19 protein-coding genes and 1 tRNA gene are annotated in these 22695 nt (G+C 73.8%); 11 read left to right on the forward strand and 9 right to left on the reverse strand.

Annotation, left to right across the window (positions count from 1 at the left end; translation table 11 throughout):
- Positions 1–16: 16 nt before the first annotated feature.
- The 3 genes from cysS (at position 17) to IE331_RS01960 (ending at position 4216) form a co-directional block, all read left to right on the forward strand.
- Positions 17–1543 (forward strand): cysteine--tRNA ligase, encoded by a 1527-nt coding sequence (cysS, locus tag IE331_RS01950; protein WP_192139970.1) that lies wholly within the window; start codon positions 17–19, stop codon positions 1541–1543.
- Positions 1543–2499, forward strand: coding sequence for a 23S rRNA (guanosine(2251)-2'-O)-methyltransferase RlmB (gene rlmB / locus IE331_RS01955; protein WP_192139972.1), 957 nt, complete (start codon positions 1543–1545; stop codon positions 2497–2499). The genes cysS and rlmB overlap by 1 nt, the downstream gene beginning before the upstream one ends.
- A 73-nt stretch (positions 2500–2572) precedes the next feature.
- Entirely contained in the window at positions 2573–4216 is a 1644-nt protein-coding gene (locus IE331_RS01960) for a metallophosphoesterase (RefSeq protein ID WP_192139974.1), read from the forward strand.
- 4 nt (positions 4217–4220) lie between these two features.
- On the opposite strand, the gene IE331_RS01965 is transcribed toward IE331_RS01960, so the two are convergent.
- From IE331_RS01965 to soxR, 3 genes are read right to left on the reverse strand one after another with little or no spacing between them, the layout of a single operon-like run.
- On the reverse strand, positions 4221–5429 hold the full coding sequence (locus IE331_RS01965; RefSeq protein WP_192139976.1) for a DUF4032 domain-containing protein: 1209 nt from the start codon (positions 5427–5429) through the stop codon (positions 4221–4223).
- A 48-nt stretch (positions 5430–5477) separates the two neighbouring features.
- A complete protein-coding gene (locus IE331_RS01970) occupies positions 5478–7358 on the reverse strand; it encodes a glycoside hydrolase family 13 protein (protein ID WP_192139978.1) in 1881 nt (626 codons plus the stop codon).
- A gap of 49 nt (positions 7359–7407) precedes the next feature.
- Positions 7408–7839: a redox-sensitive transcriptional activator SoxR gene (gene soxR / locus IE331_RS01975; protein WP_192139979.1), complete on the reverse strand. Its 432-nt coding sequence runs from the start codon at positions 7837–7839 to the stop codon at positions 7408–7410.
- Positions 7840–7887: 48 nt separating this feature from the next.
- On the opposite strand from soxR, the gene IE331_RS01980 reads away from it, so the two are divergent.
- From IE331_RS01980 to IE331_RS01990, 3 genes are all read left to right on the forward strand, one after another.
- Positions 7888–8595 carry a thiamine pyrophosphate-dependent enzyme gene (locus IE331_RS01980; RefSeq protein ID WP_192139980.1) on the forward strand — a complete coding sequence of 236 codons (708 nt, stop codon included), beginning with the start codon at positions 7888–7890 and terminating at the stop codon, positions 8593–8595.
- Entirely contained in the window at positions 8592–9506 is a 915-nt protein-coding gene (locus IE331_RS01985) for a transketolase family protein (protein ID WP_192139982.1), read from the forward strand. The genes IE331_RS01980 and IE331_RS01985 overlap by 4 nt, the downstream gene beginning before the upstream one ends.
- Positions 9507–9596: 90 nt before the next feature.
- Positions 9597–9669: transfer RNA gene (locus IE331_RS01990), tRNA-Thr, on the forward strand.
- A gap of 23 nt (positions 9670–9692) precedes the next feature.
- On the opposite strand, the gene pdxY is transcribed toward IE331_RS01990, so the two are convergent.
- Both pdxY and IE331_RS02000 read right to left on the reverse strand, forming a co-directional pair.
- Complete coding sequence (gene pdxY / locus IE331_RS01995) at positions 9693–10544, reverse strand: pyridoxal kinase PdxY (RefSeq protein WP_192139984.1); 852 nt, start codon at positions 10542–10544, stop codon at positions 9693–9695.
- 123 nt (positions 10545–10667) lie between these two features.
- The gene (locus IE331_RS02000; RefSeq protein ID WP_201930913.1) at positions 10668–11441 is read right to left on the reverse strand and encodes a dioxygenase family protein; all 774 of its coding nucleotides are present in this window, start codon (positions 11439–11441) and stop codon (positions 10668–10670) included.
- Between the two features lie 63 nt (positions 11442–11504).
- Here IE331_RS02000 and IE331_RS02005 point away from each other — a divergent pair, with 63 nt between their 5' ends.
- Positions 11505–12212 carry a uracil-DNA glycosylase gene (locus IE331_RS02005; protein ID WP_201930915.1) on the forward strand — a complete coding sequence of 236 codons (708 nt, stop codon included), beginning with the start codon at positions 11505–11507 and terminating at the stop codon, positions 12210–12212.
- Between the two features lie 72 nt (positions 12213–12284).
- On the opposite strand, the gene IE331_RS02010 is transcribed toward IE331_RS02005, so the two are convergent.
- Entirely contained in the window at positions 12285–13613 is a 1329-nt protein-coding gene (locus tag IE331_RS02010; RefSeq protein ID WP_201930917.1) for an alpha/beta fold hydrolase, read from the reverse strand.
- Between the two features lie 61 nt (positions 13614–13674).
- Between IE331_RS02010 and IE331_RS02015 the strand changes: the two genes are divergently transcribed.
- The 3 genes from IE331_RS02015 to IE331_RS02025 all read left to right on the forward strand — a co-directional run bounded on the left by IE331_RS02015 (position 13675) and on the right by IE331_RS02025 (position 17773).
- The gene (locus IE331_RS02015) at positions 13675–15537 is read left to right on the forward strand and encodes a helix-turn-helix domain-containing protein (protein WP_201930919.1); all 1863 of its coding nucleotides are present in this window, start codon (positions 13675–13677) and stop codon (positions 15535–15537) included.
- Between the two features lie 80 nt (positions 15538–15617).
- A complete protein-coding gene (locus IE331_RS02020) occupies positions 15618–16388 on the forward strand; it encodes a 3-hydroxybutyrate dehydrogenase (RefSeq protein ID WP_192139986.1) in 771 nt (256 codons plus the stop codon).
- 11 nt (positions 16389–16399) lie between these two features.
- Entirely contained in the window at positions 16400–17773 is a 1374-nt protein-coding gene (locus IE331_RS02025; RefSeq protein WP_192139988.1) for an MFS transporter, read from the forward strand.
- 10 nt (positions 17774–17783) lie between these two features.
- On the opposite strand, the gene IE331_RS02030 is transcribed toward IE331_RS02025, so the two are convergent.
- Positions 17784–18527 (reverse strand): zf-HC2 domain-containing protein, encoded by a 744-nt coding sequence (locus IE331_RS02030; protein ID WP_192139990.1) that lies wholly within the window; start codon positions 18525–18527, stop codon positions 17784–17786.
- Complete coding sequence (locus IE331_RS02035) at positions 18524–19066, reverse strand: sigma-70 family RNA polymerase sigma factor (protein WP_201930922.1); 543 nt, start codon at positions 19064–19066, stop codon at positions 18524–18526. Before IE331_RS02035 ends, IE331_RS02030 begins: the two co-directional genes overlap by 4 nt.
- Before the next feature lie 229 nt (positions 19067–19295).
- On the opposite strand from IE331_RS02035, the gene IE331_RS02040 reads away from it, so the two are divergent.
- The gene (locus IE331_RS02040) at positions 19296–21485 is read left to right on the forward strand and encodes a hypothetical protein (protein WP_192139994.1); all 2190 of its coding nucleotides are present in this window, start codon (positions 19296–19298) and stop codon (positions 21483–21485) included.
- A 112-nt stretch (positions 21486–21597) separates the two neighbouring features.
- Here the strand turns inward: IE331_RS02040 and IE331_RS02045 are convergent, their stop codons facing one another.
- Positions 21598–22665 carry a YeiH family protein gene (locus tag IE331_RS02045; protein ID WP_192139996.1) on the reverse strand — a complete coding sequence of 356 codons (1068 nt, stop codon included), beginning with the start codon at positions 22663–22665 and terminating at the stop codon, positions 21598–21600.
- Positions 22666–22695: the final 30 nt, after the last annotated feature.

Below are 22695 nucleotides of genomic sequence, written 5' to 3' on the forward strand. Positions count from 1 at the left end.
ACCCTAGGATTGGACGGTGGCACTCCGGCTCTACGACTCAGCGACCCGCGACGCACGCGACTTCGTGCCCCTCGAGGAGGGGCGCGTCGGCATCTACGTGTGCGGCCTGACCGTCCAGTCCGAGCCGCACGTCGGGCACGTCCGCTCCGCGGTGAACTTCGACGTCCTGCAGCGGTGGCTGCGGCACTCGGGCTACGCGGTGACGTTCATCCGCAACGTCACCGACATCGACGACAAGATCCTGGTGAAGGCGGCCGAGCAGGGACGGCCCTGGTACAACCTCGCCTACGACATGGCCCACGAGCTCTCCGCCGCCTACGCCTCGCTGAACGTCCAGCGGCCGACGTACGAGCCGGCCGCGACCGGGCACGTCCCGGAGATGGTCGAGCTGATCGGCCGGCTGGTCGAGCGCGGCCACGCCTACCCGGCGGCCGACGACTCGGGCGACGTCTACTTCGACGTGGGGTCCTGGCCCGCGTACGGCGAGCTCTCCGGGCAGCGGGTCGAGGACATGGAGGCCGCGGCCGACGCCGACCCGCGGGGCAAGCGGGACCCGCGTGACTTCGCGCTGTGGAAGGGCTGGAAGTCCGAGACCGAGCCGGAGACGGCCTCGTGGCCGTCGCCGTGGGGGCGCGGCCGGCCGGGCTGGCACATCGAGTGCTCGGCGATGGCCGGGAAGTACCTCGGCGCGGCCTTCGACATCCACGGCGGCGGCATCGACCTGCGCTTCCCCCACCACGAGAACGAGCAGGCGCAGTCCCGGGCCGCCGGGCAGCGGTTCGCGTCGTACTGGCTGCACAACGCCTGGATCACCACCTCGGGCGAGAAGATGAGCAAGTCGCTCGGCAACTCGCTGCTGGTGCCGAACGTGCTCGAGCGGGTGCGCGGTGTGGAGCTGCGGTTCTACCTCGTCTCGGCGCACTACCGCTCGCACGTCGAGTTCTCCTTCGAGGCGCTCGACGAGGCCGCCGCCGGCTACCGCCGGATCGAGAGCTTCCTCGAGCGGGCGGGGGATCTGCCTGCCTCTGGCTCCGGGTCCGGGTCCGGGACCGGGACCGGGACTGGGACTGGGACTGTCAAAGAGCCGCAATTGCGGCCGATTGACATGGAAATCGGCGCAGAACATGTCGAACGGGCGCAATTGCGGCTGTTGGACCAGCTGCCTGCGGCGTTCGTGGCCGCGATGGACGACGACCTCGGCACGCCGGCGGCGGTCGCGGCCGTCCACGACGCGGTCCGGGAGGGGAACCGGCTGCTCGCGGCGGGGGACCGGGACCGGGCCGCCGAGCAGGCCGGCGCCGTGCGGGCGATGCTCGACGTGCTGGGGCTCGACCCCGCCGACCCGGCGTACGCCGCGGGCACGTCCTCGGCACAGGGGCGGCTGGAGACGGCCGTCGACACCCTGGTGGCCGGACTGCTCGGCGAGCGGGACCGGGCCCGGGCGGCGCGGGACTACGCCGCCGCGGACGCGATCCGGGACCGTATCAAGGCGGCCGGGATCGAGATCGAGGACACCCCCAGCGGACCGAGGTGGAGCATCTGATGGCCGGCAACTCCCAGCGCAAGGGCGCGATCCGCAAGACCAGCAAGGGCAACCCGACCGCCGGGTCGGGTGGCCGGGTCAAGCGCGGTCTCGAGGGCCGGGGCCCGACCCCGAAGGCCAAGGACCGGCCCAACCACAAGGTCTACAAGCAGCGCACCAAGGCCGAGCGGGCCGCGGCGGCCCGACCGAAGCGGCAGGGCGGGCGCGGCGGCGACTCGGAGTGGGTGGCCGGCCGGAACGCGGTCGTGGAGGCGCTGCGCGCCGAGATGCCGGTGACCGGTCTCTACGTCGCGGAGGGCACCGAGCGGGACGGCCGGCTGCGGGAGGCGTTCGCGCTCGCCGCCGACCGCGGGCTGGCCCTGCTCGAGGTGCCGCGGGCCGAGCTGGACAAGATGACCGCCGGGGCCGTGCACCAGGGGCTGGCCGCCCGGGTGCCGCCGTACGAGTACGCCCACCCCGACGACCTGCTCGAGGCCGCCGCCGCGCTGGGCCAGCCGCCGCTCGTCGTGGCCCTGGACTCGGTGACCGATCCCCGCAACCTGGGGGCGGTCGTCCGGTCGGCGGCGGGCTTCGGCGCGCACGGGGTGCTGATCCCCGAACGCCGGGCCGCCGGGATGACCGCCTCGGCCTGGAAGACCTCGGCCGGCGCCGCGGCCCGGGTGCCGGTCGCCCAGGCCGTCAACCTGGTCCGCCAGCTGAAGGCCTACCAGCAGGCCGGCTGCATGGTGGTCGGTCTGGCCGCCGACGGCGACGTCTCGCTGCCCGACCTGGCGCTGGCCGACGGCCCGCTGGTGGTCGTCGTGGGCTCCGAGGGCAAGGGCCTGTCCCGCCTGGTGTCCGAGACCTGCGACCAGCTGGTCTCGATCCCGATGTCCGGTGACCTGGAGTCCCTGAACGCCGGCGTCGCCGCCTCGGTGACGCTGTACGCCGTCGCCCAGGCCCGTCGCACCACCTGACCGGGCGACTCCACCGGCTCGGTACGTTGGGGCCGTGGGGTTGCGACGACCGGGGCCGCGGACGGTGCGCGGCATGACGACGGCGAGCGCGTACGTGCTCGCCTGGCTGGTGCTGACCGTCCCCCTCGCGGCGGTGGTGTTCCTGACCTCGCAGACGAGCACCACGGTCGCAAGCCACGACGCGGTCGTCCGGCCCACGATCGACGGCTACGTCACGCTGCGCACCGGCCCGTTCCTGCCGGATGTCCGGATGGCCTCGGAGCGGCGGCTCGGGGTCGACATCTCGCTCGGCAAGACCGAGGCCGGGTCGGCGGAGCAGCTGGTCCAGCGCTACGCGTTCATCGCCAGCCAGCCCGACGGGCAGGTGGCCCAGGTGGAGGGGTCGCTCACGAGCCTCGCCTACCGGGCGGCGCTGCGGGCCGGGCTGGTCGCGGTGCTGCCGCTGGGCGTGTGGGCCGCGATCGGCGACCGGCGCCGACGGGAGCTGGCCGCGGGCGTCCGGACCCGCCGCGGCATGACCGTGGTGGCCGCGGGTACGGCGCTGGTCGTGGCCGGCGGCCTGCTGGTGGCCGCCTCCTGGGAGAGCGACCGGGAGATGCTGGCCGACGACTCCGCCTGGTTCCCGCTCGGGGAGTACCTCCCCGAGGTCGACGTCCCTGCCGAGGCGCAGGACATCGAGGTCGCCGCGTCCGCGACCACCCGGGGCACGAAGCGGCTGATCCTCAGCGCGGTCGACACCTACCAGCGCAGCCGTACGTTCTACAGCGGTGCGCGTGAGCGCGCCGCCGAGCTCGAGCTGCGCCAGCCCGAGGAGGGCGAGACGGTGGCGCTGCTGGTGGCCGACCGGCACGACAACATCGGCATGGATCCGGTCTCGCGGGCGATCGCGGACCGAGCCGGGGCCACCGCGGTGCTGGACGCCGGCGACGACACCTCGACCGGTGCCGCCTGGGAGGCGTTCAGCCTCGACTCCCTCGACGACGCCTACGCCGACTACGGCGACCAGCGCTACTCCGTGGCCGGGAACCACGACAACGGGACGTTCGTCGACGCCTACCTCAGGGACCGCGGCTGGCGCACGGCCACGGGCGAGCCCGTGGAGGGCCCCGGTGGCTCGGTCCTGCTGGCCATCAACGACCCGCGCTCCAGTGGCCTCGGGACGTGGCGCGACGAGCCCGAGCTCAGCTTCGGCGACGCCAGCGAGCGGCTCGCCGACGAGGCCTGCGCGGCACCGGATCGGGTCAACACCCTGCTCGTGCACGACGCGAACCTCGGGGAGCCGGCCCTGGAGCGCGGCTGCGTGGACCTGGTCGTCGGCGGGCACCTGCACGTCCAGGAGGGCCCGGACCCGGTGGTCGGCGAGAACGGGGTGACCGGGTTCAGCTACACCAACGGCACCAGCGGCGGGGCGGCGTACGCCATCGCGGTGGGCAGCAAGCTGCGGCGACCGGCCGAGGTCTCGCTGGTCACCTACCGGGACGGGCGACCCGTGGGCATCCAGAGCGTGCTGCTCCAGACCAACGGCGTCTTCGATGTCGGCGACTACGTGGAGCTCGACTACGGCGACGTCACTGCCGAGGACCCGGACTCCGGGACCGACGCGGACACCGGCCCCGGGCTGGACGGCCCGGACCCGGACCCGGACGCGGACGTGGATCCGGAGACCGGGACGGACGCCGGACCTGGCGGCGAGGGCTCGTCGCCGGGGGAGGGGTGAGCCCTCAGCCCGGCGTCGGCAGCGCCGGCCGGTGCGGCAGCACGGTCTCGATGTAGTCGCGCGCGGCCTCGAAGAGGTCCACCTCGGCGCCGGCCCGCTCGGAGAGGTACCAGCGGTGCTCGAGGATCTCGTGGAACACCTCCGCCGGCTCCAGCCGCGGCAGCGTGGACGGCGGCACCAGGTCGCGGACCGGCTCGTAGATCTCGGTGAGCCAGCGGGTGGCGACCTGCTCCGGCGGGTGCGAGCCCAGGCCCATGCTGAGCGTGAACGCGGCCAGGTCGTTGAGCAGGCGACGGGCCTGGTTCTCCTCGACGTCGAGGCCCGTGAGCCGCTGCAGCTCGCGGCTGTGGTGCCCGAGCTCGATGACCTTGGGCTGCAGCCGGAACCGGTTCCGGTCCGGGTCGGCGACCATCTCGATCTCCTCGACGTCGAAGCCGAGGTCGTTGAGCCGCTCGATGCGCTGCTCGACCCGCCACATCTCGTCCGGGCCGAACTCCTCGACCGCGGTCAGCTCGGCCCACAGGGCGTCGTACCGCTCCTGGATCAGGTCGATCATCTCCAGGCCGTCGACATCCCCCTCGAGCATGCCGCTCGCCTGCAGGTCGAGCAGCTCGGCGAAGACGTTCTCCCGGCCGACGGTGACGTCGTGCTGACGCATCCCGTCGCCCAGGGCGGAGCGGAGCTCGCCGGTCTCGGCGTCGACGAGGTAGGCCGCGAACGCCCCCGCGTTGCGTCGGAACAGCACGTTGGACAGGGAGACGTCGCCCCAGAAGAAGCCCGCCAGGTGCAGCCGGACCAGCAGGACGACGAGCGCGTCGACCAGCCGCGGGATCTGGCCGGCGTCGGTGCCGTGCGAGAACAGCCACCGGTACGGCAGCGAGAAGCGCAGGTGCCGGGTGACCAGGACCGCGGGCAGTGGCTCGCCGTGCTCGTCGCGTCGCCCGGTGATCACGCACTGCGGCTCGACGCACGGGAGCCGCTCCCGGCCGAGCTCGCGGAGCAGCTGGTACTCACCGAGCGCGATCCGCTCCTCGGTCTCCTTCGCCACGTAGACGGCGCCGCCGGGGCCGGTGCGGATGATCCGGACGACGTGGCGGGAGAGCCCCTGCGGCAGAGCCACCAGGTGCTCGTCGGCCCAGTCCTCGAGCCGCTGCGCCCACGGCAGGGCCAGCAGGGCCGGGTCAGGCCGGGTCGCCACCACGCGCAGGTCCATGGGGACATCCTCCCCCACCGGAGGAGTCGGGGGGTCGACGTCCCGAGCTCAGCCCAGGAGGTGCAGGCCGAGCTCGGGCCCCTCCGAGGCGGGCAGCACGACGTCGTCGCCGCGGACGACCGCGCCGGCGGCCGGGCCGGTGCGGAGCAGCTCCTCGACCGGGGTGCCGCCGAGGCACGCCAGGGGCAGCACCACCTCGGGGCTCGCGGACCGGCGGGCGGTCACCAGGACCGAGCCGGACGGGTGCTCGCGGAGCAGGACGAGGACGTCGTCGTCGACGTGCAGCCAGCGCAGGCCGCCCCGGCGCAGTGACGGGTGCGCCCGGCGGAGGCCGGCCAGGGCGCCGTACGTCGCGAGCGTCTCGTGGTCCCACCGGTCCGGCTCCGCCCAGGGCATCGGTCGGCGGGAGTCCTCGCCGAGCACGCCCTCCAGGCCGATCTCGTCGCCGGCGAAGATCATCGGCACGCCGGGCAGCGCGAACTGCAGCCCGGCCGCCACCCGGTGCCGGGCGCCGGAGCCGACGAGCGTGCGGATCCGGGCGCTGTCGTGGGAGCCGAGGATGTTCCACGACGCCGCCGTCGCCCGCCAGCCGAGCCGCCCCATCCACATCCGCATGGCCGCGACCACCTGTCCGCCGGTGCGCGAGGGCACCGGCACCGGCGTCCCGAACGAGCGGGCCGGCGTGTCGTCGGCGCGCAGCCACTCCCACACCGGCCACGAGAAGCCGGAGTAGTTCATGGTCCCGTGCCAGCCGTCGCCGTCGACGTCGGTGGAGGCGTCGTGGTTGTGCTCGCCGATCACCAGGGCGTCCGGGCGCAGGGCGACCGCGGTGCGGCGGACCGCCCGGGCCACCTCTGCGTTCACGTCGACCGCACCGAGCCGGCCGGTCATGTTGGCCACGTCGATGCGCCAGCCGTCGACGTCGTACGGCGGGACCAGCCAGCGGCCCACGATCGACTCCGGGCCCTCGACGAAGGCGGCCCGCAGCGCCGGGTTCGTGTGGTCGATCTTGGGCAGCGTGGCGTGCCCCATCCAGGTCTCGTAGGACCCGTCGTCTCGGAAGCTGTAGTAGCCGCGCTCCGGTGCGTCCGGATCGGCGAGCGCCCGCCGGAACCACTCGTGGGTGTCGCCGGTGTGGTTGGTGGTCAGGTCGCCGAGGATCCGCCAGCCGCGGGCGTGGACGGCCTCGGAGAGCCGCTGGTAGGCCGCGTCCCCACCGAGGAGCTCGTCCACGTGGGCGAACGTCGAGGCGTTGTAGCGGTGGTTGGACTCGCCGGGGAAGACCGGGGTCGTGTAGAGCACGTCCGCCCCCACCTCGGCGACGTGGTCCAGGTGCTCGGTGATCCCGTCCAGGTCGCCGCCGAAGAACTGCAGCGGCGTGCGCGGGTCGCTGCCCTCGAAGACCACCTCGTCGTCCCACGCCGCGGGCACGGCCCAGTCCGGGACCGGACGCTCCGGTGCCGCCGCGGAGCGGGCGAACCGGTCCGGGAAGACCTGGTAGACCACCGCGTCCCGGCCCCAGTCCGGCGCCGGGGCGTGGGTGGGCAGCCGGAAGTCGAACGCGTCCGGTACGTCGTGGTCGAAGGTGCCGGCACCGGTGAGCCAGGTCTGGGTGCCGTCGGCGACGAGCAGGAAGCGGTAGTGGGCGACCGGGTTGCGCACCGGCAGCTGGGCCTCCCACCAGACGGCCTGGGCGTCCGCGGTCGCGTCGGCGGTCGCGTCCGCGGCGGGGGCACGGGTGCAGGGGTGGAAGGTCGGCTCGGCGTCCATCGTGGTGCGCAGCCACATCTCGTCGACCGGTGCCTCCGGCGAGGTCCGGACCCGGACGGTCACCGTGCTCCCGAGGGCGGGCGCCTCCTCGGCGACGTACGCCGGGGACCCGTCGTGGTGCGCGGCGGAGGAGAGGGGCCCGGTGGGGGACGGGTTCATGGGAGGAGACGCTACGCGGCGCACCCGGTCGACGCGCGCCGGAGGGTGCTCAGGGCTCGAGGAGGACGGCGCCCGGGCCGCGGCCGGCGACCTCGTCGCCGGGGTTGCTCAGCGCGCAGCGCCGCAGGGAGAGGCAGCCGCAGCCGATGCAGCCGTCCAGCCGGTCTCGCAACCGCTCCAGGCGGACGATCTGCTCGTCGAGCCGGGATCGCCAGCTCCGGCTGAGCCGGGTCCAGTCGGCCTTCGTCGGGGTGCGGTGCTCGGGAAGGGTCGCGAGCGCCTCGGTGATCTCCTCGAGGCTCAGGCCGACCCGTTGCGCGGCGCGGATGAACCCGACCCTCCGCAGCGTCGCCTGGTGGTAGCGGCGCTGGTTGCCGCTCGTCCGCTCGGAGTGGACCAGGCCGCGCGACTCGTAGAAGCGGATCGCGGACGTGGCGACACCGGAGCGCTCGGAGAGCTGGCCGATGGTGAGCTGGTTCATGATCTCGTCCCTTGACTTCAAGTTGGATTCAACTTTCATCATGGTGTCATGACTTCGACCTACGAGGAACTGCCGCGGCTGATGTCGCTGATGACCGGTGACGAGAAGCACTCGGCCGCCGCCACGTCCACCCTCGACGTGATCTGGGTGCTGCACGACCGGGTGCTCTCCCTGGGCCCGGGGGAGGACCGCGATCGCTTCCTACTGTCCAAGGGGCACGGCCCGATGGCGTACTACGCGGTGCTGGCGGCCAGGGGCCTGGTGCCCGAGGAGTGGCTGACCGACTGGGGGAGCTTCGAGTCGCCACTGGGCCTCCATCCGGACCGGAACCTCGTGCCCGGGGTGGAGATCTCCAGCGGATCGCTTGGCCACGGGCTCCCGCTCGCGGTCGGCACCGCGCTCGGCCTGCGGGCCCGGGGCGTCGACAGCCGGGTCGTCGTCCTGGTCGGCGACGCCGAGCTCGACGAGGGCAGCAACGCCGAGGCGCTGGCGCTCGCGGCGGCCAGGGGACTGGACGCGCTCACGGTCGTGGTCGTCGACAACCGGTCCGCGTCGTTCACCACCCCCGGGCGGATCGTCGCCCGGTTCGTGGCCGAGGGCTGGGCCTACGCGGTCGTGGACGGCCACGACCACGACGCGCTCGCCTCGGCCCTCTCGGCCCGCCCCGGACGGCCCAACGTGGTGGTCGCCGACGTCTCCGGACCGGTCCGCCCCGTCGCCCCCGCCCCGTCGACCCACCCCGAGGACGCCCGATGAACCCCCGTCAGCAGTTCGCCGCCACCGCCTCAGCCCTGGTCCGCGAGGACCCCTCCGTCGCGCTGGTGTACGCGGAGATCTCCGGGCAGTTCCTCGGCGAGGTGGAGCGGGACCATCCCGACCGGGTGGTCAACGTCGGCATCCGGGAGCAGCTGCTCGTGAACGTGGGCGCCGGGATGGCGCTGGCCGGTCTGCGGCCCATCGTGCACACGTTCTCCTCGTTCCTGGTGGAGCGCGCGTTCGAGCAGGTCAAGCTCGGGTTCGGCCACCAGGGCGTCGGGGGCGTGCTGGTCGGCGTCGGCGGCTCGTTCGACGTCGCCGCCGGCGGCCGGACGCACCAGGCGCCGGGCGACATGGCCCTGCTCGACACCCTGCCCGGCATCTCCCTCCACGCGCCCTCGACGTCGGCCGAGGTCGACGCCGCGCTGCGGGCCGCGATCGCCTCCGACGGACTCGACTACCTGCGTGTGGTCGCCCAGACCAACGAGGTCTCCTACCCCCACCGACCGGGCCGGTTCCACGTCGTACGCCGGGTCCCGGGCGCCCCGGTCGTGCTCGCCGTCGGCCCCGCGCTGGACGCCGTGCTCGCCGCGACCGCCGACCGGCCGGCCACGGTGCTCTACGCGAACACGATCCGACCGTTCGACCCCGCCGGCCTGCGAGCCGTGGTCGACGTACCCGAGGTGGTGCTCGTCGAGCCGTGGACCGCCGGGACCTCGGCGCACGCGGTGGCCGAGGCGCTGCGCGAGGTCCCGCACCGGCTGCTGGCGCTCGGCGTGGACCGTCGGCACGAGCTGCGCCGCTACGGCCGACCCGAGGAGCACGTCGCCGCCCACGGTCTGGATGCCGCCGGGCTGCGGGCCTCGATCGCCGGGTTCCTGGCCGCCGGCAGCCTGCGGGCGATCTCGTGACGTGGGCGACGACCGGACCCGCGAGCCCTCCGGGCGGAGCGCGACGCGGCGCGGTGACTACGATGTGGCCGCCGCCCGTGCCGGGCGCGCGCCGGTGTAGCTCAGTTGGTAGAGCGCCTCACTTGTAATGAGGATGTCGCGGGTTCGACTCCTGTCACCGGCTCCGATCCCTGGGTGCGGGGGCGCTCAACGCACCTGCCGGGCCTCGAACTGCCCGGCCGGCGAGGCGAAGTGCTCCTGGGCCGCGACCAGCTGCAGCTCGCGCTCGCCGGAGTCGTGGGTGGCCTGCAGCAGTCCGAAGACGCTGGAGGCGGTGCGGGCCAGCGCCTCGGCGATCGACCCGGTCTCGTGCCGGTGCGCGGTGAACAGCGCGGCGGTCACGTCCCCGGAGCCGTTGGCCTTGATGGGGAGCAGCGGCGTCCGGACGATCCAGGCCCCGGAGTCGTCGACGGCCAGCATCTCGATGGTCCCCTCCGGTCGGTCCGGGCGCTCGACGCTGGTCACCAACACGGTGTGCGGCCCCATCGCCCGGGCCCGGTCGACGGCGTCCAGGGTGCTCTCCAGGGAGAGCGGCTCGGTGCCGGTCAGGAAGCCGAGCTCGAACTGGTTCGGGGTGATCACGTCCGCCGCCGGCACCACGCGCTCACGCAGCAGGACCGGGATGCCCGGCTGCACGAAACAGCCGCTCCTGGCGTTGCCCATCACCGGATCGCAGGTGTACGTCGCCTCCGGGTTGGCCGCCTTGACCCGGGCGACGGCGTCGAGGATCACCTCGCCGATGTCCTCGCCCCCCTGGTACCCGGAGAGCACCGCGTCGACGCTGCCCAGCACCCCGCGCTCCTCGATCCCGGTGATGACCTCGCGCACGTCGTCGGCGGCGAGCAGCGGACCGCGCCACGCGCCGTACCCGGTGTGGTTGGAGAAGTGGACGGTGAACACCGGCCACACCTCGTGCCCGAGCCGCTGGAGGGGGAACACGGCCGCGGAGTTGCCGACGTGGCCGTAGGCGACCGAGGACTGGATCGAGAGCACGCGCATGGTCCCATCCTTGGGCCCCGTCCCCCTCCCGGCAAACCGACCCGTCGTCAGTGTCGGCCTCAGGCACGCCGACCCGTCGCCAGTGTCGGCCCCAAGCACGTCGACCCGTCGCCAGTGTCGGGGTCAGGCCACCTGCAGAGACCGCTTGGACAGCCCCAGCCAGAACCCGTCGACCAGCTGCTCCCCGGGCTCGTCGGCACGGCTGGCCGCGCCCAGCGTGATGAACAGCGGCGTGTAGTGCTCGACCGTCGGGTGGGCGTAGGGCATCCCGGGCGCGCGGGTGCGGTACGCCGCCAGCTCGTCCACGTCGCCCCGGGCCAGGGCGTCGGCCGCCCAGGCGTCGAACTCGCGTGACCAGCCCGGCGGCGTCGCGTCCAGGCTGAAGTCGCGCAGGAACGGCAGGCCGTGGGTGAGGAAGCCGGAGCCGATGATCAGCACCCCCTCGTCGCGCAAGGGGCGCAGCCGCTCGCCGAGGGCGAGGAGGCGGTAGGGGTCCTGCGTCGGCAGGGACATCTGCAGCACCGGCACGTCCCCGGCGGGGTACATGATCTTCAGGGGCACCCAGGCGCCGTGGTCGAGACCCCGGCTGGTGTGCTGGTGGACCGGTTCGCCGTCCGGCATCATCGCCGCCACCCGAGCGGCCAGCGCCGACGCGTCGGGCGTGCGGTAGGTCATCTCGTAGTACTTCGGCGCGAACCCGCCGAAGTCGTAGACGAGCGGTGCGCCGGAGGCGGTCAGGCTCACCGGAGCCGACTCCCAGTGCGCGCTGACGATGAGGATGGCCGTCGGTCGCGGCAGGTCCTCGGCCCACGCCGCCAGCTGTCCCGACCACACCGGGTCGTCGAGCAGAGGGGGAGCCCCGTGTCCGATGTACAGGGCCGGCATTCGCGCGTTCACGAGACCAGAGTAGTTCATCATTCAATCTCTTGGGGATCGCCGCGGCGAGTAGGGTGCGGGAGCGTGGACGAGACGCGGGGGACGCTGGACGGGCTGGTGACCCGGGGGCTGGTCGCGGCGGACTGGGCCGAGGCGCTGGCGCCGGTCGAGGATCGGATCGCCGCGATGGGCGGCTTCCTGCGTGCGGAGCTCGCCGCAGGCAGGCCGTACCTCCCGGACGGCGAGCACGTCCTGCGGGCGTTCGCCCGCCCACTGGCCGACGTACGGGTGCTCGTCGTCGGTCAGGACCCCTACCCGACCCCCGGCCACCCGATCGGGCTGAGCTTCGCCGTGGCCCGGGACGTGCGCCCGATCCCCCGCAGCCTGGCCAACATCTACGCCGAGCTCCACGACGACCTCGGCCTGGCCCCGGTCGGGCACGGCGACCTCACCGCCTGGGCCGACTCCGGGGTGATGCTGCTCAACCGGGTGCTGACCGTCCGACCGGGGGAGCCGGCCTCGCACCGGGGTCGCGGCTGGGAGGAGGTCACCGAGTGCGCGATCTCGGCCCTGGTACGCCGCGGCGGACCGCTGGCCGCGATCCTCTGGGGCCGCGACGCCCAGTCGCTCAAGCCGATGCTCGGCCCGGTGCCGTGGGTGGAGTCGGCGCACCCGTCACCCCTGAGCGCGCGGCGCGGGTTCTTCGGCTCCCGCCCGTTCAGCCGCGTCAACCGGATGCTGGAGGAGCAGGGCGGCGGTCCCGTCGACTGGGCGCTGGAGCCGACAACCTAGGACCGACGGGTCGAAGGCGAGGGCCGATCGAGGAGCGCCCCCGGCCTCGCCGCCACTCCGAAGGATCCGGGGTCAGGGGGCGAGCGAGCGGGAGCCGCCGGAACCGTAGCGACGGCTCGGGTTCGCACCGATCGAGTCGGGCGAGGCGCCGCTCCCGCCGGGCCTCGGAGCGCGCGGGGCCGGCTTCCGGCTGCGCGTCGACCCGGCCGGCTTGGACCGCGCCGGCTTGGAACCCGCCGGCTTCGCCCCGGACGGCTTCGACCCCGCCGGCTTCGACCCCGCCGCAGCCTCGGCCACCGAGGAGCCCGCGTCGCTGGACCAGCGCTCGATCCACTCGTCGATCACCCGCCAGGTGGTACGCCGCGCCCCGCGGCCGGTGAGCATCCCCAGGTGGCCGCCGGGCACCACCTCGAAGCGCACCTCGGGTGCCCCCGTCAGCAGCGGGACGACCGCCTGCACCGACGGGATCGGCGCGATGCCGTCGGTGGAGCCGCCGAAGACGAGGACCGGCTTGTCGAGGTCCTTGATCTCGATCCTCCGGTCGCCCAGGTCCATGGCGCCGTGCTGGAGGTCGTTGGTCTTGACGAACCGGTGGTAGAGCTGCCCGAAGGTGCGGCCGGGGTAGGCGATCATGTTCGCGGTGAACGCGTCGACCGCCTCGATCTGGGCCAGGAAGTCGGTGTCGTCGAGGTTCTGCAGCTGCACCAGCGGCTTGGTCACCAGCTTCTGGGCGGCGGTCAGCTGGAAGACCCAGCGGACCAGGGGCTTGGGCGCCCCGCCGAGGGTCTGGTAGAGCCGGGTCACCGGGCCGCGGCCGTCGGTGAGGCCGAACAGCGACCGGTCGGTGAGGTTCAGCAGGGGCCGCAGCGGCGCGATCATCGGCACCTTCGAGACGTCGAAGGGCGAGCCGACGACGGTCATCGACGCGATCGGCAGGTCGGGCTGGTCGGCGGCGGCGAGGGTGGCGAAGATCCCGCCGAGACTCCAGCCGACCACGTGCACCGGCCGGCCGCCGGCGTGCTCCGAGGTGTGCCGGATCGCCTCCGGCACCACCTCGTCGATCCAGTGCTCCATCCCGAGGTTGCGGTCGCGGAACGACACCTCGCCGTACTCCACGAGGTAGGTCGGGTGCCCTTCGGTGACCAGGTGCTCGACCAGTGAGCAGCCGCGCCGCAGGTCGAAGCAGGACGAGGGCGCGGCCAACGGCGTCACCAGCAGCACCGGGTCGCCGTCCTCCTTGACCCGACCCGCCGGGCGGTAGTGGTAGAGCTGGCGCAGCATCCCCTCGTCGATGAGCGTGCGCGGCATCTTCCGGAGATCGGCGAGACCGCCGTAGAGCACCTTGTGCGCGACGTTGCTGGCGGCGGAGACGACCTGATCGGGCTTCGGGATCAGATCCATGGGCGAAAAGTACCCGACGCTCGACATCGCCGGGGAGTGCGGCTACACCTGAGTCCATGACGTGGAACGCCCCGGTGCGGGACTGATGGCGGAGACCTTCCTCGAGCTGCTCTACGAGGACGCCCCGCCCGCGGCGTACGACGAGCTGTGCGACCGGCTGCGCGAACGGCTCGGGGACGCCGCCGCCGAGCAGCACGCCCTCGCCCTGCAGGTCCGGGAGCGGGTGGCCCGGCACCGTGGCCGGGAGGCGGAGCTGTCGGCGCTCTACGACACCGCCGGAGACCTGACCGCGATCCGTGACCTGGACACGATCCTGGGCGCGATCGTGCGTCGGGCGCGGCAGCTGCTGCACGCCGACATGACCTACCTCTCCCTGAACGACGAGGCCGAGGGCGCCTCCTACATGAAGGTCACCGACGGCGCCCTGACGCCCGAGTTCCGGGAGCTGCGGCTGCCGCTCGGCACCGGCCTGCTCGGGCTGGTCGCCCAGGCCGGGGCGCCGTACTTCACCGAGGACTACCAGGTCGACGAGCGCTTCGTGCACCGCGAGTACATCGACAGCGCCGTGGCCGGCGAGCGGATCCGGGCGATCCTGGGGGTGCCGCTGGTCGTCGACGGCCACGTGATCGGGGCCCTGCTCGCGGTGCACCGGACCGTGCGCCCGTTCCCGCCCGGGGAGGTCACCCTGCTCACGTCGTTCGCGGCGCACGCCGCGGTGGCCCTCGAGAACGCCCGGCTGTTCGAGCAGGCACGGGCGGCGGTGGACGCCGCCGACGAGGCCAACGCGCTGCTGCGCAGCCGATCGGAGCAGGTGGAGGGGGCGGCCCGCGCCCACGACCGGCTCACCGACGTGCTGCTGCACGGCGGCGGGGTCGCCGAGATCGCCGAGGTGCTCGCCGGGGTGCTCGGGGGTCAGGTCACCGTGTACGACGAGGCGCAGCGCCTGCTCGCGGGAGAGCCGGAGGACGTCCCCGGGCTGGACGCGGCGGTGGAGCAGGCGCTGCGCTCGGGCAGGTCGGTGGAGCTCGCGCCGGGCACCTACGTGGCCGTGGCCGCCGCCGGCGAGGGACACCTCGGGACCCTGCTGGTGCGCACCGGCCCCCTGGAGCAGGGTGAGCGCCGGACCCTGGAGCGGGGCGCCATCGTCACCGCCCTGGTGCTGCTGTTCGCCCGCACCGAGGCGGAGGCCGAGGAGCGGGTGCGCGGGGAGCTGCTCGTCGACCTGCTCGCCGGTCGGGAGCTCGACAGGGAGCGGCTGCGGGAGCGGGCCCGCAGGCAGGGCGCGGAGGTCGAGAAGCCCGGCGTCCTGGCGGTCGCCCGCGTGGCCGGGGCGGACCTGCACCGGGCGGCCCGGATGGCAGGCCGGCTGGCCCGGGAGCGGCACGGCCTGGCCGCCGCCCACGAGGGCCACGTCGTGCTGCTGGTGCCGGGGGACGAGGCGCTCGAGGTGGGCGAGGCGCTCCGGGCCCGGGTGGGCGCGGAGCCGGACCGGGTCACCGTCGGCGTGGTCGCCGTGCCCGGCAGCGACGGTGTCCCGGCCGGTCATGCCGAGGCGCGCCGCTGCGTCGACACCCTGCTCGCGCTCGGCCGGGACGGGGAGGTCAGCGACCCGCCGCACCTCGGACTGGCCCGCCTGCTGCTGGGCAGCAGCGGCCGCGAGGAGCTCGACGACTTCGTGGACGCGGTCCTCGGTCCGGTGCTGGCCTACGACGCCGGGCGGGGCGCGGAGCTGGCCGACACCCTGGCCGCGTGGTTCTCGGCCGGGGGCTCCCTGCGCTCGGCGGCGGCCGCGCTCCACGTGCACCCCAACACCGTCTCCCAGCGACTCGAGCGGGTCGGCTCGCTGCTGGGGGCCGGCTGGCGGGAGCCGGACCGGGCCCTCGACGTGCAGCTCGCGCTGCGCCTGCACTGCCTGAGGGCCTGACCCTCGGCACACATGACGGCGCTGGATGTGTGCTCTCCACACATGGTCGAGGGTGATCGCGGGTCAGTAGCGTCCCCGGCATGCCTGAATCCGTTGCGCCCCTGACCGGCCGCACCGCCCTCGTCACCGGTGCCGCCAGCGGCATCGGCCGCGCGGTCGCCGCCCGCCTGTCCGCCGACGGCGCCCACGTGTTCGTGCTGGACCGCGAGGAGCGGGAGGCCAAGGAGGTCGCCGCGGAGGTCGGCGGCGAGCACCTGGTCGCCGACCTCGGCGACCCGCGCGAGATCGACGCCCTCGGCCTGGGCACCGAGATCCGCGCCGACATCCTGGTCAACAACGCCGGCTTCCAGCACGTCGCGCCGGTCGAGGACTTCGAGCCGGTCGCCTTCGCCGCGATCCACCGGGTCATGCTGCAGGCCCCGTTCCTGCTCGCCCGCGCGCTCCTGCCCGGCATGTACGCCGCCGGGTGGGGTCGGCTCGTGCACGTCTCGTCGGCGCACGGGCACCGCGCCTCGGCGTACAAGTCGGCCTACGTGAGCGCCAAGCACGGCCTCGAGGGGCTCTCCAAGGTGCTCGCGCTCGAAGGCGCGGGGCGCGGCGTCACCAGCAACACCGTCTGCCCCGGCTACGTGCGCACGCCGCTCGTCGAGGACCAGATCGCCGACCAGGCGACCAGCCACGGCATCGCCGAGTCCGACGTGCTGCACGACGTGCTGCTGGCCCGCACCGCGGTCAAGCGCCTCGTGGAGCCCGACGAGGTGGCCGGGATGGTCGGCTTCCTCTGCGGCCCCGGCACCGACTCGATCACCGGCACCTCCCACCTGATGGACGGCGGCTGGACCGCCGCATGAAAGGACACGACATGACCACCCACGCCCAGACCGCCGACGACCCGGGCACCGACCCGGGCCGGCGCTCGATCGTCCGGATCGTCGGCGCCAGCCTCGTCGGCACCGCCGTCGAGTGGTACGACTTCTTCCTCTTCGGCTCGGCCGCCGCCCTCGTCTTCGGCGAGGTGTTCTTCGGTGAGATCGGCGGCACCAACGGCACCCTGTACGCGTTCATGACCTACGCGCTCGGGTTCGTCGCCCGCCCGCTCGGCGGGATCGTCTTCGGCCACTTCGGGGACAAGGTCGGCCGCAAGACCATGCTGGTCGTCTCGCTGCTGATGATGGGGCTCGGGACGTTCGCGATCGGCCTGCTGCCGACGTACGCCGCGATCGGCATCTTCGCCCCGATCCTGCTGGTGGTCTGCCGGCTGATCCAGGGCTTCGCGGTCGGCGGCGAGTGGGGCGGCGCGGTGCTGATGGCCGCCGAGCACGGTCGCGACGACCAGCGAGGCTTCTGGTCCTCCTGGCCGCAGGCCGGCGTGGCGCTCGGCAACCTGCTCGCCACCGGCGTGCTCTGGGTGCTCGCCGCCGTGCAGAGCGACGAGGCCTTCCTCGAGTGGGGCTGGCGGGTGCCGTTCCTGCTCAGCGCGGTGCTGGTGATCCTCGGGCTCTGGGTCCGGCTCTCCATCGAGGAGTCCCCGGTGTTCACCGAGGCCAAGGCGGAGCTGGAGGCCAAGGCGGCGGACGCGGGCTCGCCCGGTCAGATGCCGCTGCTGCAGGTGATCCGCAGCTACCCCCGCGAGGTGCTCATCGCCATGGGGATGCGGATGGCCGAGAACATCTCCTACTACATCTTCACCGTCGTCGTGCTCACCTACGCAGCCGACTTCGCCGACCTCGACAAGTCGATCATCCTCAAGGCGCTGCTGATCGGTGCCGCCATCCAGTTCTTCGTGGTGCCCGCCATCGGCGCGCTCTCGGACCGGGTGGGCCGCCGGCCGCTCTACCTGATCGGCGCCGTGGGCGTGGGCGTCTGGACGTTCGTGTTCTTCGACCTGGTCGACACCGGGTCGCCGAACCTGATCCTGCTCGCGGTCGTCGTGGGTCTGGTGCTGCACTCGTTCATGTACGCCCCGCAGGCGGCGTTCTTCTCCGAGCTGTTCGGCACCACCGTCCGCTACACCGGCGCCTCGGTCGGCTACCAGCTGGCGTCGATCTTCGCGGGCGCGCTGGCCCCCATCATCGCGCTCAAGCTGCTCGGTGACGTGAACGACGGCAACACCACCGCGGTCGGGGTCTACGTCGCGGTCGCGAGCGTCATCACGGTGGCCGCCGTGCTCTTCGCGAAGGAGACCAGCGGCAGCTCGCTGCGGCACGACCGGGTGGTCGAGGACGCCAAGGTCTGAGGCCCGAGGTTCAGGACGGGGCGGGCAGGTCCGCGGTGAGAACCCGCTCGCCCGCCTCGTCCCTGACCACGAAGCGCACGGTCTCGTCGCGCAGCAGGGCCGACTGCATGTTGCAGGTCACGCTGACCCCGGTCCCGGCGCCCACGAACTCGCCGGCCGGGGTCGTCGTGCCGTCCGCCGACCGCACCGCGGCGCGGTAGACCACGCCCTCGGCGAAGCCGGTGCCGGTGAACCGCACCTCGACGCCCCACGTGTGCGGGACCAGGATCGCGCTCTCCACGGCCAGGCCGGAGTCCCCGGCCGGACGCAGGGCGATCTGCTCCATCGGGACCGCCGCCGGCTCGGGGGCGGTGGCCCGGCCGAGGACGGCGCCGCCGCCGGCGGCCACCAGCAGGACCGCCGCGGCGGCCGAGAGTCGTACGACGCGGCCCGCCGCCGGCCGACGGAAGGACCGCACCGAGGTCCGGGAGGCGGAGACCGGGGGCGGCACCGGCCGGGCGGCCCGCTCGGCGGCCACCCGCTCCCGGATCCGCTCGCCCAGCCAGGCCGGCGGCGTCGGCGGGTCGGCGAGGAGCCCAGGGTCGACCAAGTCCAGGCCCCGGCGCACCGGCTCGATCTCGGCCAGCTCGGCACGGCAGGCCGGGCACCCGTCGAGGTGGGCGCGGACGGCGGCGGACTCCTGGCCGGACAGGTGGCCGAGGGCGTAGGAGCCCAGCTGCTCGCGCAGCCGGCGGTGCGACTCGTCGTCGATCACGGTGACACTCCCATCTCGTCCATGGCCACCCGGAGCGCCTTGAGGCCGTAGAACACGCGGCTCCGGAGGGTACCCACGGGAACGCCCAGCTCGGCGGCCACCTCGGCGTACGGGCGCTCCCTGAGGTGCGTGTGCACGATCGCGGTCCGGTGCTCCTCGGAGATCCGCTGCAGAGCCTCTTCGACGACCCAGGACAGGAGCAGCTGCTCGGTGGGGTCCTCGGCGCTCCGCCCGACGGCCTCGGCCGTGGGCGGGTCCATCAGGTTGCGCTGCCAGGGTCGGACCCTGGCGGCGCGGGCGTGGTCGATCATGGCGTTCCGGGCGATCGCGAACAGCCACACCCGCAGCGAGGCCAGCGCCGGGTCGAACCGGTCGGCGGCCCGCCACGCGCGCAGGAAGGTCTCCTGGGTCACGTCCTGGGCGGCGCCGGCGTCGCCGAGGCCGCGGAGCACGAAGCGGTAGAGCTCCGGCCCGTGCAGCAGGTACGCGGCATACACCTCGTCCTCGCTGCCCAGCCCCGCGACCACGACCTCGTCCACGCCTCGTACCCCTCGTCTCGACCGGTCGGGTTGTCTACGGCGGCGGTCGGCTCCGCGTTCACCGTGCCGGACGCCGGGCTCCCGGGGCCGCTCGACACGCGGCATCCGCCGGCGATGCGGTGAACGGGGCGCCCCCGGCATCCGTAGGGATCGCCAGCGCGGGTCAGCCATGTGAGAGCCACATGTGTTTCGCCTCCGGTCGTCGGATCCGCTCGTGAAGGGGAATCTCGTGAGAAAACGAAGCTTCAGGACCGTGGCCGGAGGTGCGGCCGGCGTGCTGGCACTGAGCGCCGCGGCCGTCATGTCTCCGGCCCAGGCGGCCGCGACCACCTACGAGGTGCGGACCGAGGCCCAGCTGCGCGCCGCGGTGGTCGACGCCAACGAGAACCCGGGGGCCGACCGGATCGTGCTCCGGGCCTCGATCACGTTCGGCTCCTCGCCCGAGGAGGCGATCCCGGGGCCGGACGGTCCGCAGACGGGTGACCTCGACGTCACCGACGAGCTCACCGTGCTCGGCTCCGGCAAGACGATCGACGCCAACGGGGTGGACCGGGTCTTCGACGTCACCGGGGACGTCGCGCTCACGCTGCAGGGCCTGGTGCTCCGCGGCGGCGCCCCGGCGCTGGGCGAGAGCGGTGGCGCCGTCCGCAGCACGGGCAGCCTGGTCGTACGCGACTCGGTGGCCGTGGGCAACGCGGTCGAGGGGGCGGGCGCCTCGGGTGGGGCGCTGTTCAACGACGGCGGCACCCTCCTCGTGGAGGGCAGCATCCTCAAGCGGAACGCCGCGGTGCGCGCCGGGGGCGCGATCGAGGCGAACGCCGGCACCACCCGGGTGCTCGGCTCGCGGCTGGTGAACAACAGCGCGGGCCCGACCCCCGGGAACGGCGGCGGCCTGCACCTGACCGGCGAGGGCCGGGTCGAGGTCACCGACTCCGACGTGCTGCGCAACACCGCGACCGCCGAGGGCGGCGGCCTGTGGAACTCCGCGGCGGGCACCTTCGTGGTGCTCCGCTCCGAGGTCCGGGGCAACGTCGCGGAGGGCGCCGAGGCCACCAACGGTGGCGGCGGGCTGTTCAACGACGGCGGCTTCCTGAACGTGCGCCGGTCCCTGGTCCAGGGGAACTCGGCGACCGGGGCCTCCGGCTCCGGCGGCGGTGTCCTCAACGACGCCGGCCGGCTGCGGCTCGGCCGCAGCACGGTGCGGGACAACGAGGCGGAGCGGGCCGGTGGCGGCATCGAGACCAACGCGGGCACCGTGGACCTGCGGCGCACCGACCTGATCCGGAACGAGGTCGGCGCCAACCCGGGCAACGGCGGCGGTCTGCACGTGAGCGGTGCCGGTGTCGTCGACTACGTCCGCGGCACCGTGTTCGGCAACTACGCCTCGCTCGAGGGCGGCGGCCTGTGGAACAGCGCCGGGGGCCGGATGCTGCTCGACTACGTCGACGTGGAGGAGAACGTTGCCGACGGCGACGACTCGGACAACGGTGGCGGCGGGCTCTACAACGACGGCGGCTTCCTCAAGTCCCGGCACTCCTCGATCTCCGGGAACTCCGCCAGCGGTGCGGCCGGCTCCGGCGGTGGCGTCCTGAACAACGGCGGCTTCCTGCGCCTCGGTCGGACCACCCTCCGCGCGAACGACGCCCAGCGGGCCGGGGGCGGCATCGAGACCAACTCCGGACCGGTCAGCCTGCGACGCACGGACCTGGTCCGCAACGAGGCGGGCACGGCCCCCGGCAACGGTGGCGGCCTGCACGTGACCGGTCGCTCGAAGGTCACCTACATCCACGGCGCCGTGGTCGGGAACCGGGCCGGCAGCGAAGGTGGCGGGCTCTGGAACAGCGTGACCGGGGAGATGCGTCTGGAGGACCTCGTGGTCCGTGGCAACGTCGCCGAGGGCGACGACGCGACCAACGGCGGCGGCGGTCTGTTCAACGACGGCGGCTTCCTCAACGTGCTCGACTCGAAGATCAAGCGCAACTCCGCGACCGGCGCGTCCGGCTCGGGCGGCGGCGTCTTCAACGAGGGCGGCCTGCTGTGGATGGGCGACACCGTGCTCCGGCAGAACGACGCCGAGCGCGCCGGCGGTGGCATCGAGACCAACGCCGGGGAGGTCACCCTCGAGGGGGTCGACATGTTCGGCAACACCGCGGGTGACAACCCGGGCAACGGTGGCGGTCTGCACGTCTCCGGGAACGGTCGGGTCGACTACGACGGCGGGACGGTGACCAACAACGCCGCCGCGAACGAGGGTGGTGGGCTCTGGAACAGCGCCGTGGGCACGATCCGGACCACCGGGGTCACGATCCGTGGGAACACCGCACCGGTCGGGCCGAACGTGTTCAACCAGCCCCCGGGTGGCACGTTCACGGTCGACGGCACGCCGATCCCGCCGGGCGACAACGACTTCAGCAACTGATCTCGGGCAGCCGACGAGAGGGCCTCGTGCCCAGCTGAGGATCGAGCAGGACCCGAAGGCCCCCCGCGACCCGTCGCGGGGGGCCTTCGGGCGTCCGCCCGCCGGGCCGTGCTCACACCACGAGCAGGACGCCGGCCAGGGAGACGCCGGCCACGATCAGGGTCGAGGCCCCGGACAGCACGAGGGCCGGGCCGCTCGCACGGACCAGTCCTGCGAGCCGCACCGCGGTCCCGAGCCCGAACAGGGCCGCTCCGAGGGTCAGCGTCTGGAGCGTCTCGACCGGGGCGAACAGCACGTCGGGGACCAGTCCGGCCGTCCGCAGCAGCGAGCAGGCCAGGAACCCGACCACGAACGCCGGGACCAGCGGCGGCAGCTCGCCCGTGAGCGGAGCGGAGGCGCCGGACCCGGCGCGCCGGTCGGAGCCGCGGGCCAGCTCGCGTCGGCGGAGGACGGCGACCCCGGCGACGACCGGTGCCAGCATCAGGACCCGAGTCAGCTTGACCACGGTCGCTATCGCCACGGCGGCCGCCCCGGCCGGGCCGGCCGCCGCCACCACCTGGCCGACCTCGTGCACGCCGGCACCGGCCCAGACCCCCAGCTGGGCGTCGTCGAGGCCGAGCGGTCCCTGGAGCAGCGGTACGGCGACCATCGCGGCCGTGCCCCAGACGGTGACCATGGCGACGGCGAGGGCCACGTCGTCCTCGTCGGCCTCCGCGGTCCGCTGCATGCCGGCGATCGCGGAGGCGCCGCAGATCGAGAAGCCGGTGGCGATCAGGAGGCTGCGCGGCCGGCCGAGACCGAGCCTCGTCCCCAGCCAGAACGTGCCCGCGAGCGTCGTGAGCAGGGTGACCACGACCAGGCCGACGACCGGTGCTCCGAGCGCCACGATCGCGCCGAGGGGCAGCGAGAACCCCAGCAGGACCACGCCGGCCCGCAGGAGGGTCCGGGTCGCGAGCCGGAGCCCGGGTGCCGCCGAGGCGGGCAGCAGTCCCAGGTTGGTGAGCGCGGCACCGAACAGCACGGCGAAGGTGAGCACCCCCACCTGTGGCAGCAACCGGTGCGCGACGACGGCCGCCAGGACGCCGGCCGAGGCGAGCCAGAGACCCGCGGTCACACCCGGGGCCGCGGTCGCCGCACCCTGCTGGAGCCGCGGAGGAGCCGCCGACGTCGATGGGGTCATGCACCCATGCTCCGCGGTGCCGACCGTCGC

Origin of the sequence: Nocardioides donggukensis, assembly GCF_014842875.1 — a bacterium.
Classification (GTDB): Bacteria; Actinomycetota; Actinomycetes; order Propionibacteriales; family Nocardioidaceae; genus Nocardioides; species Nocardioides donggukensis.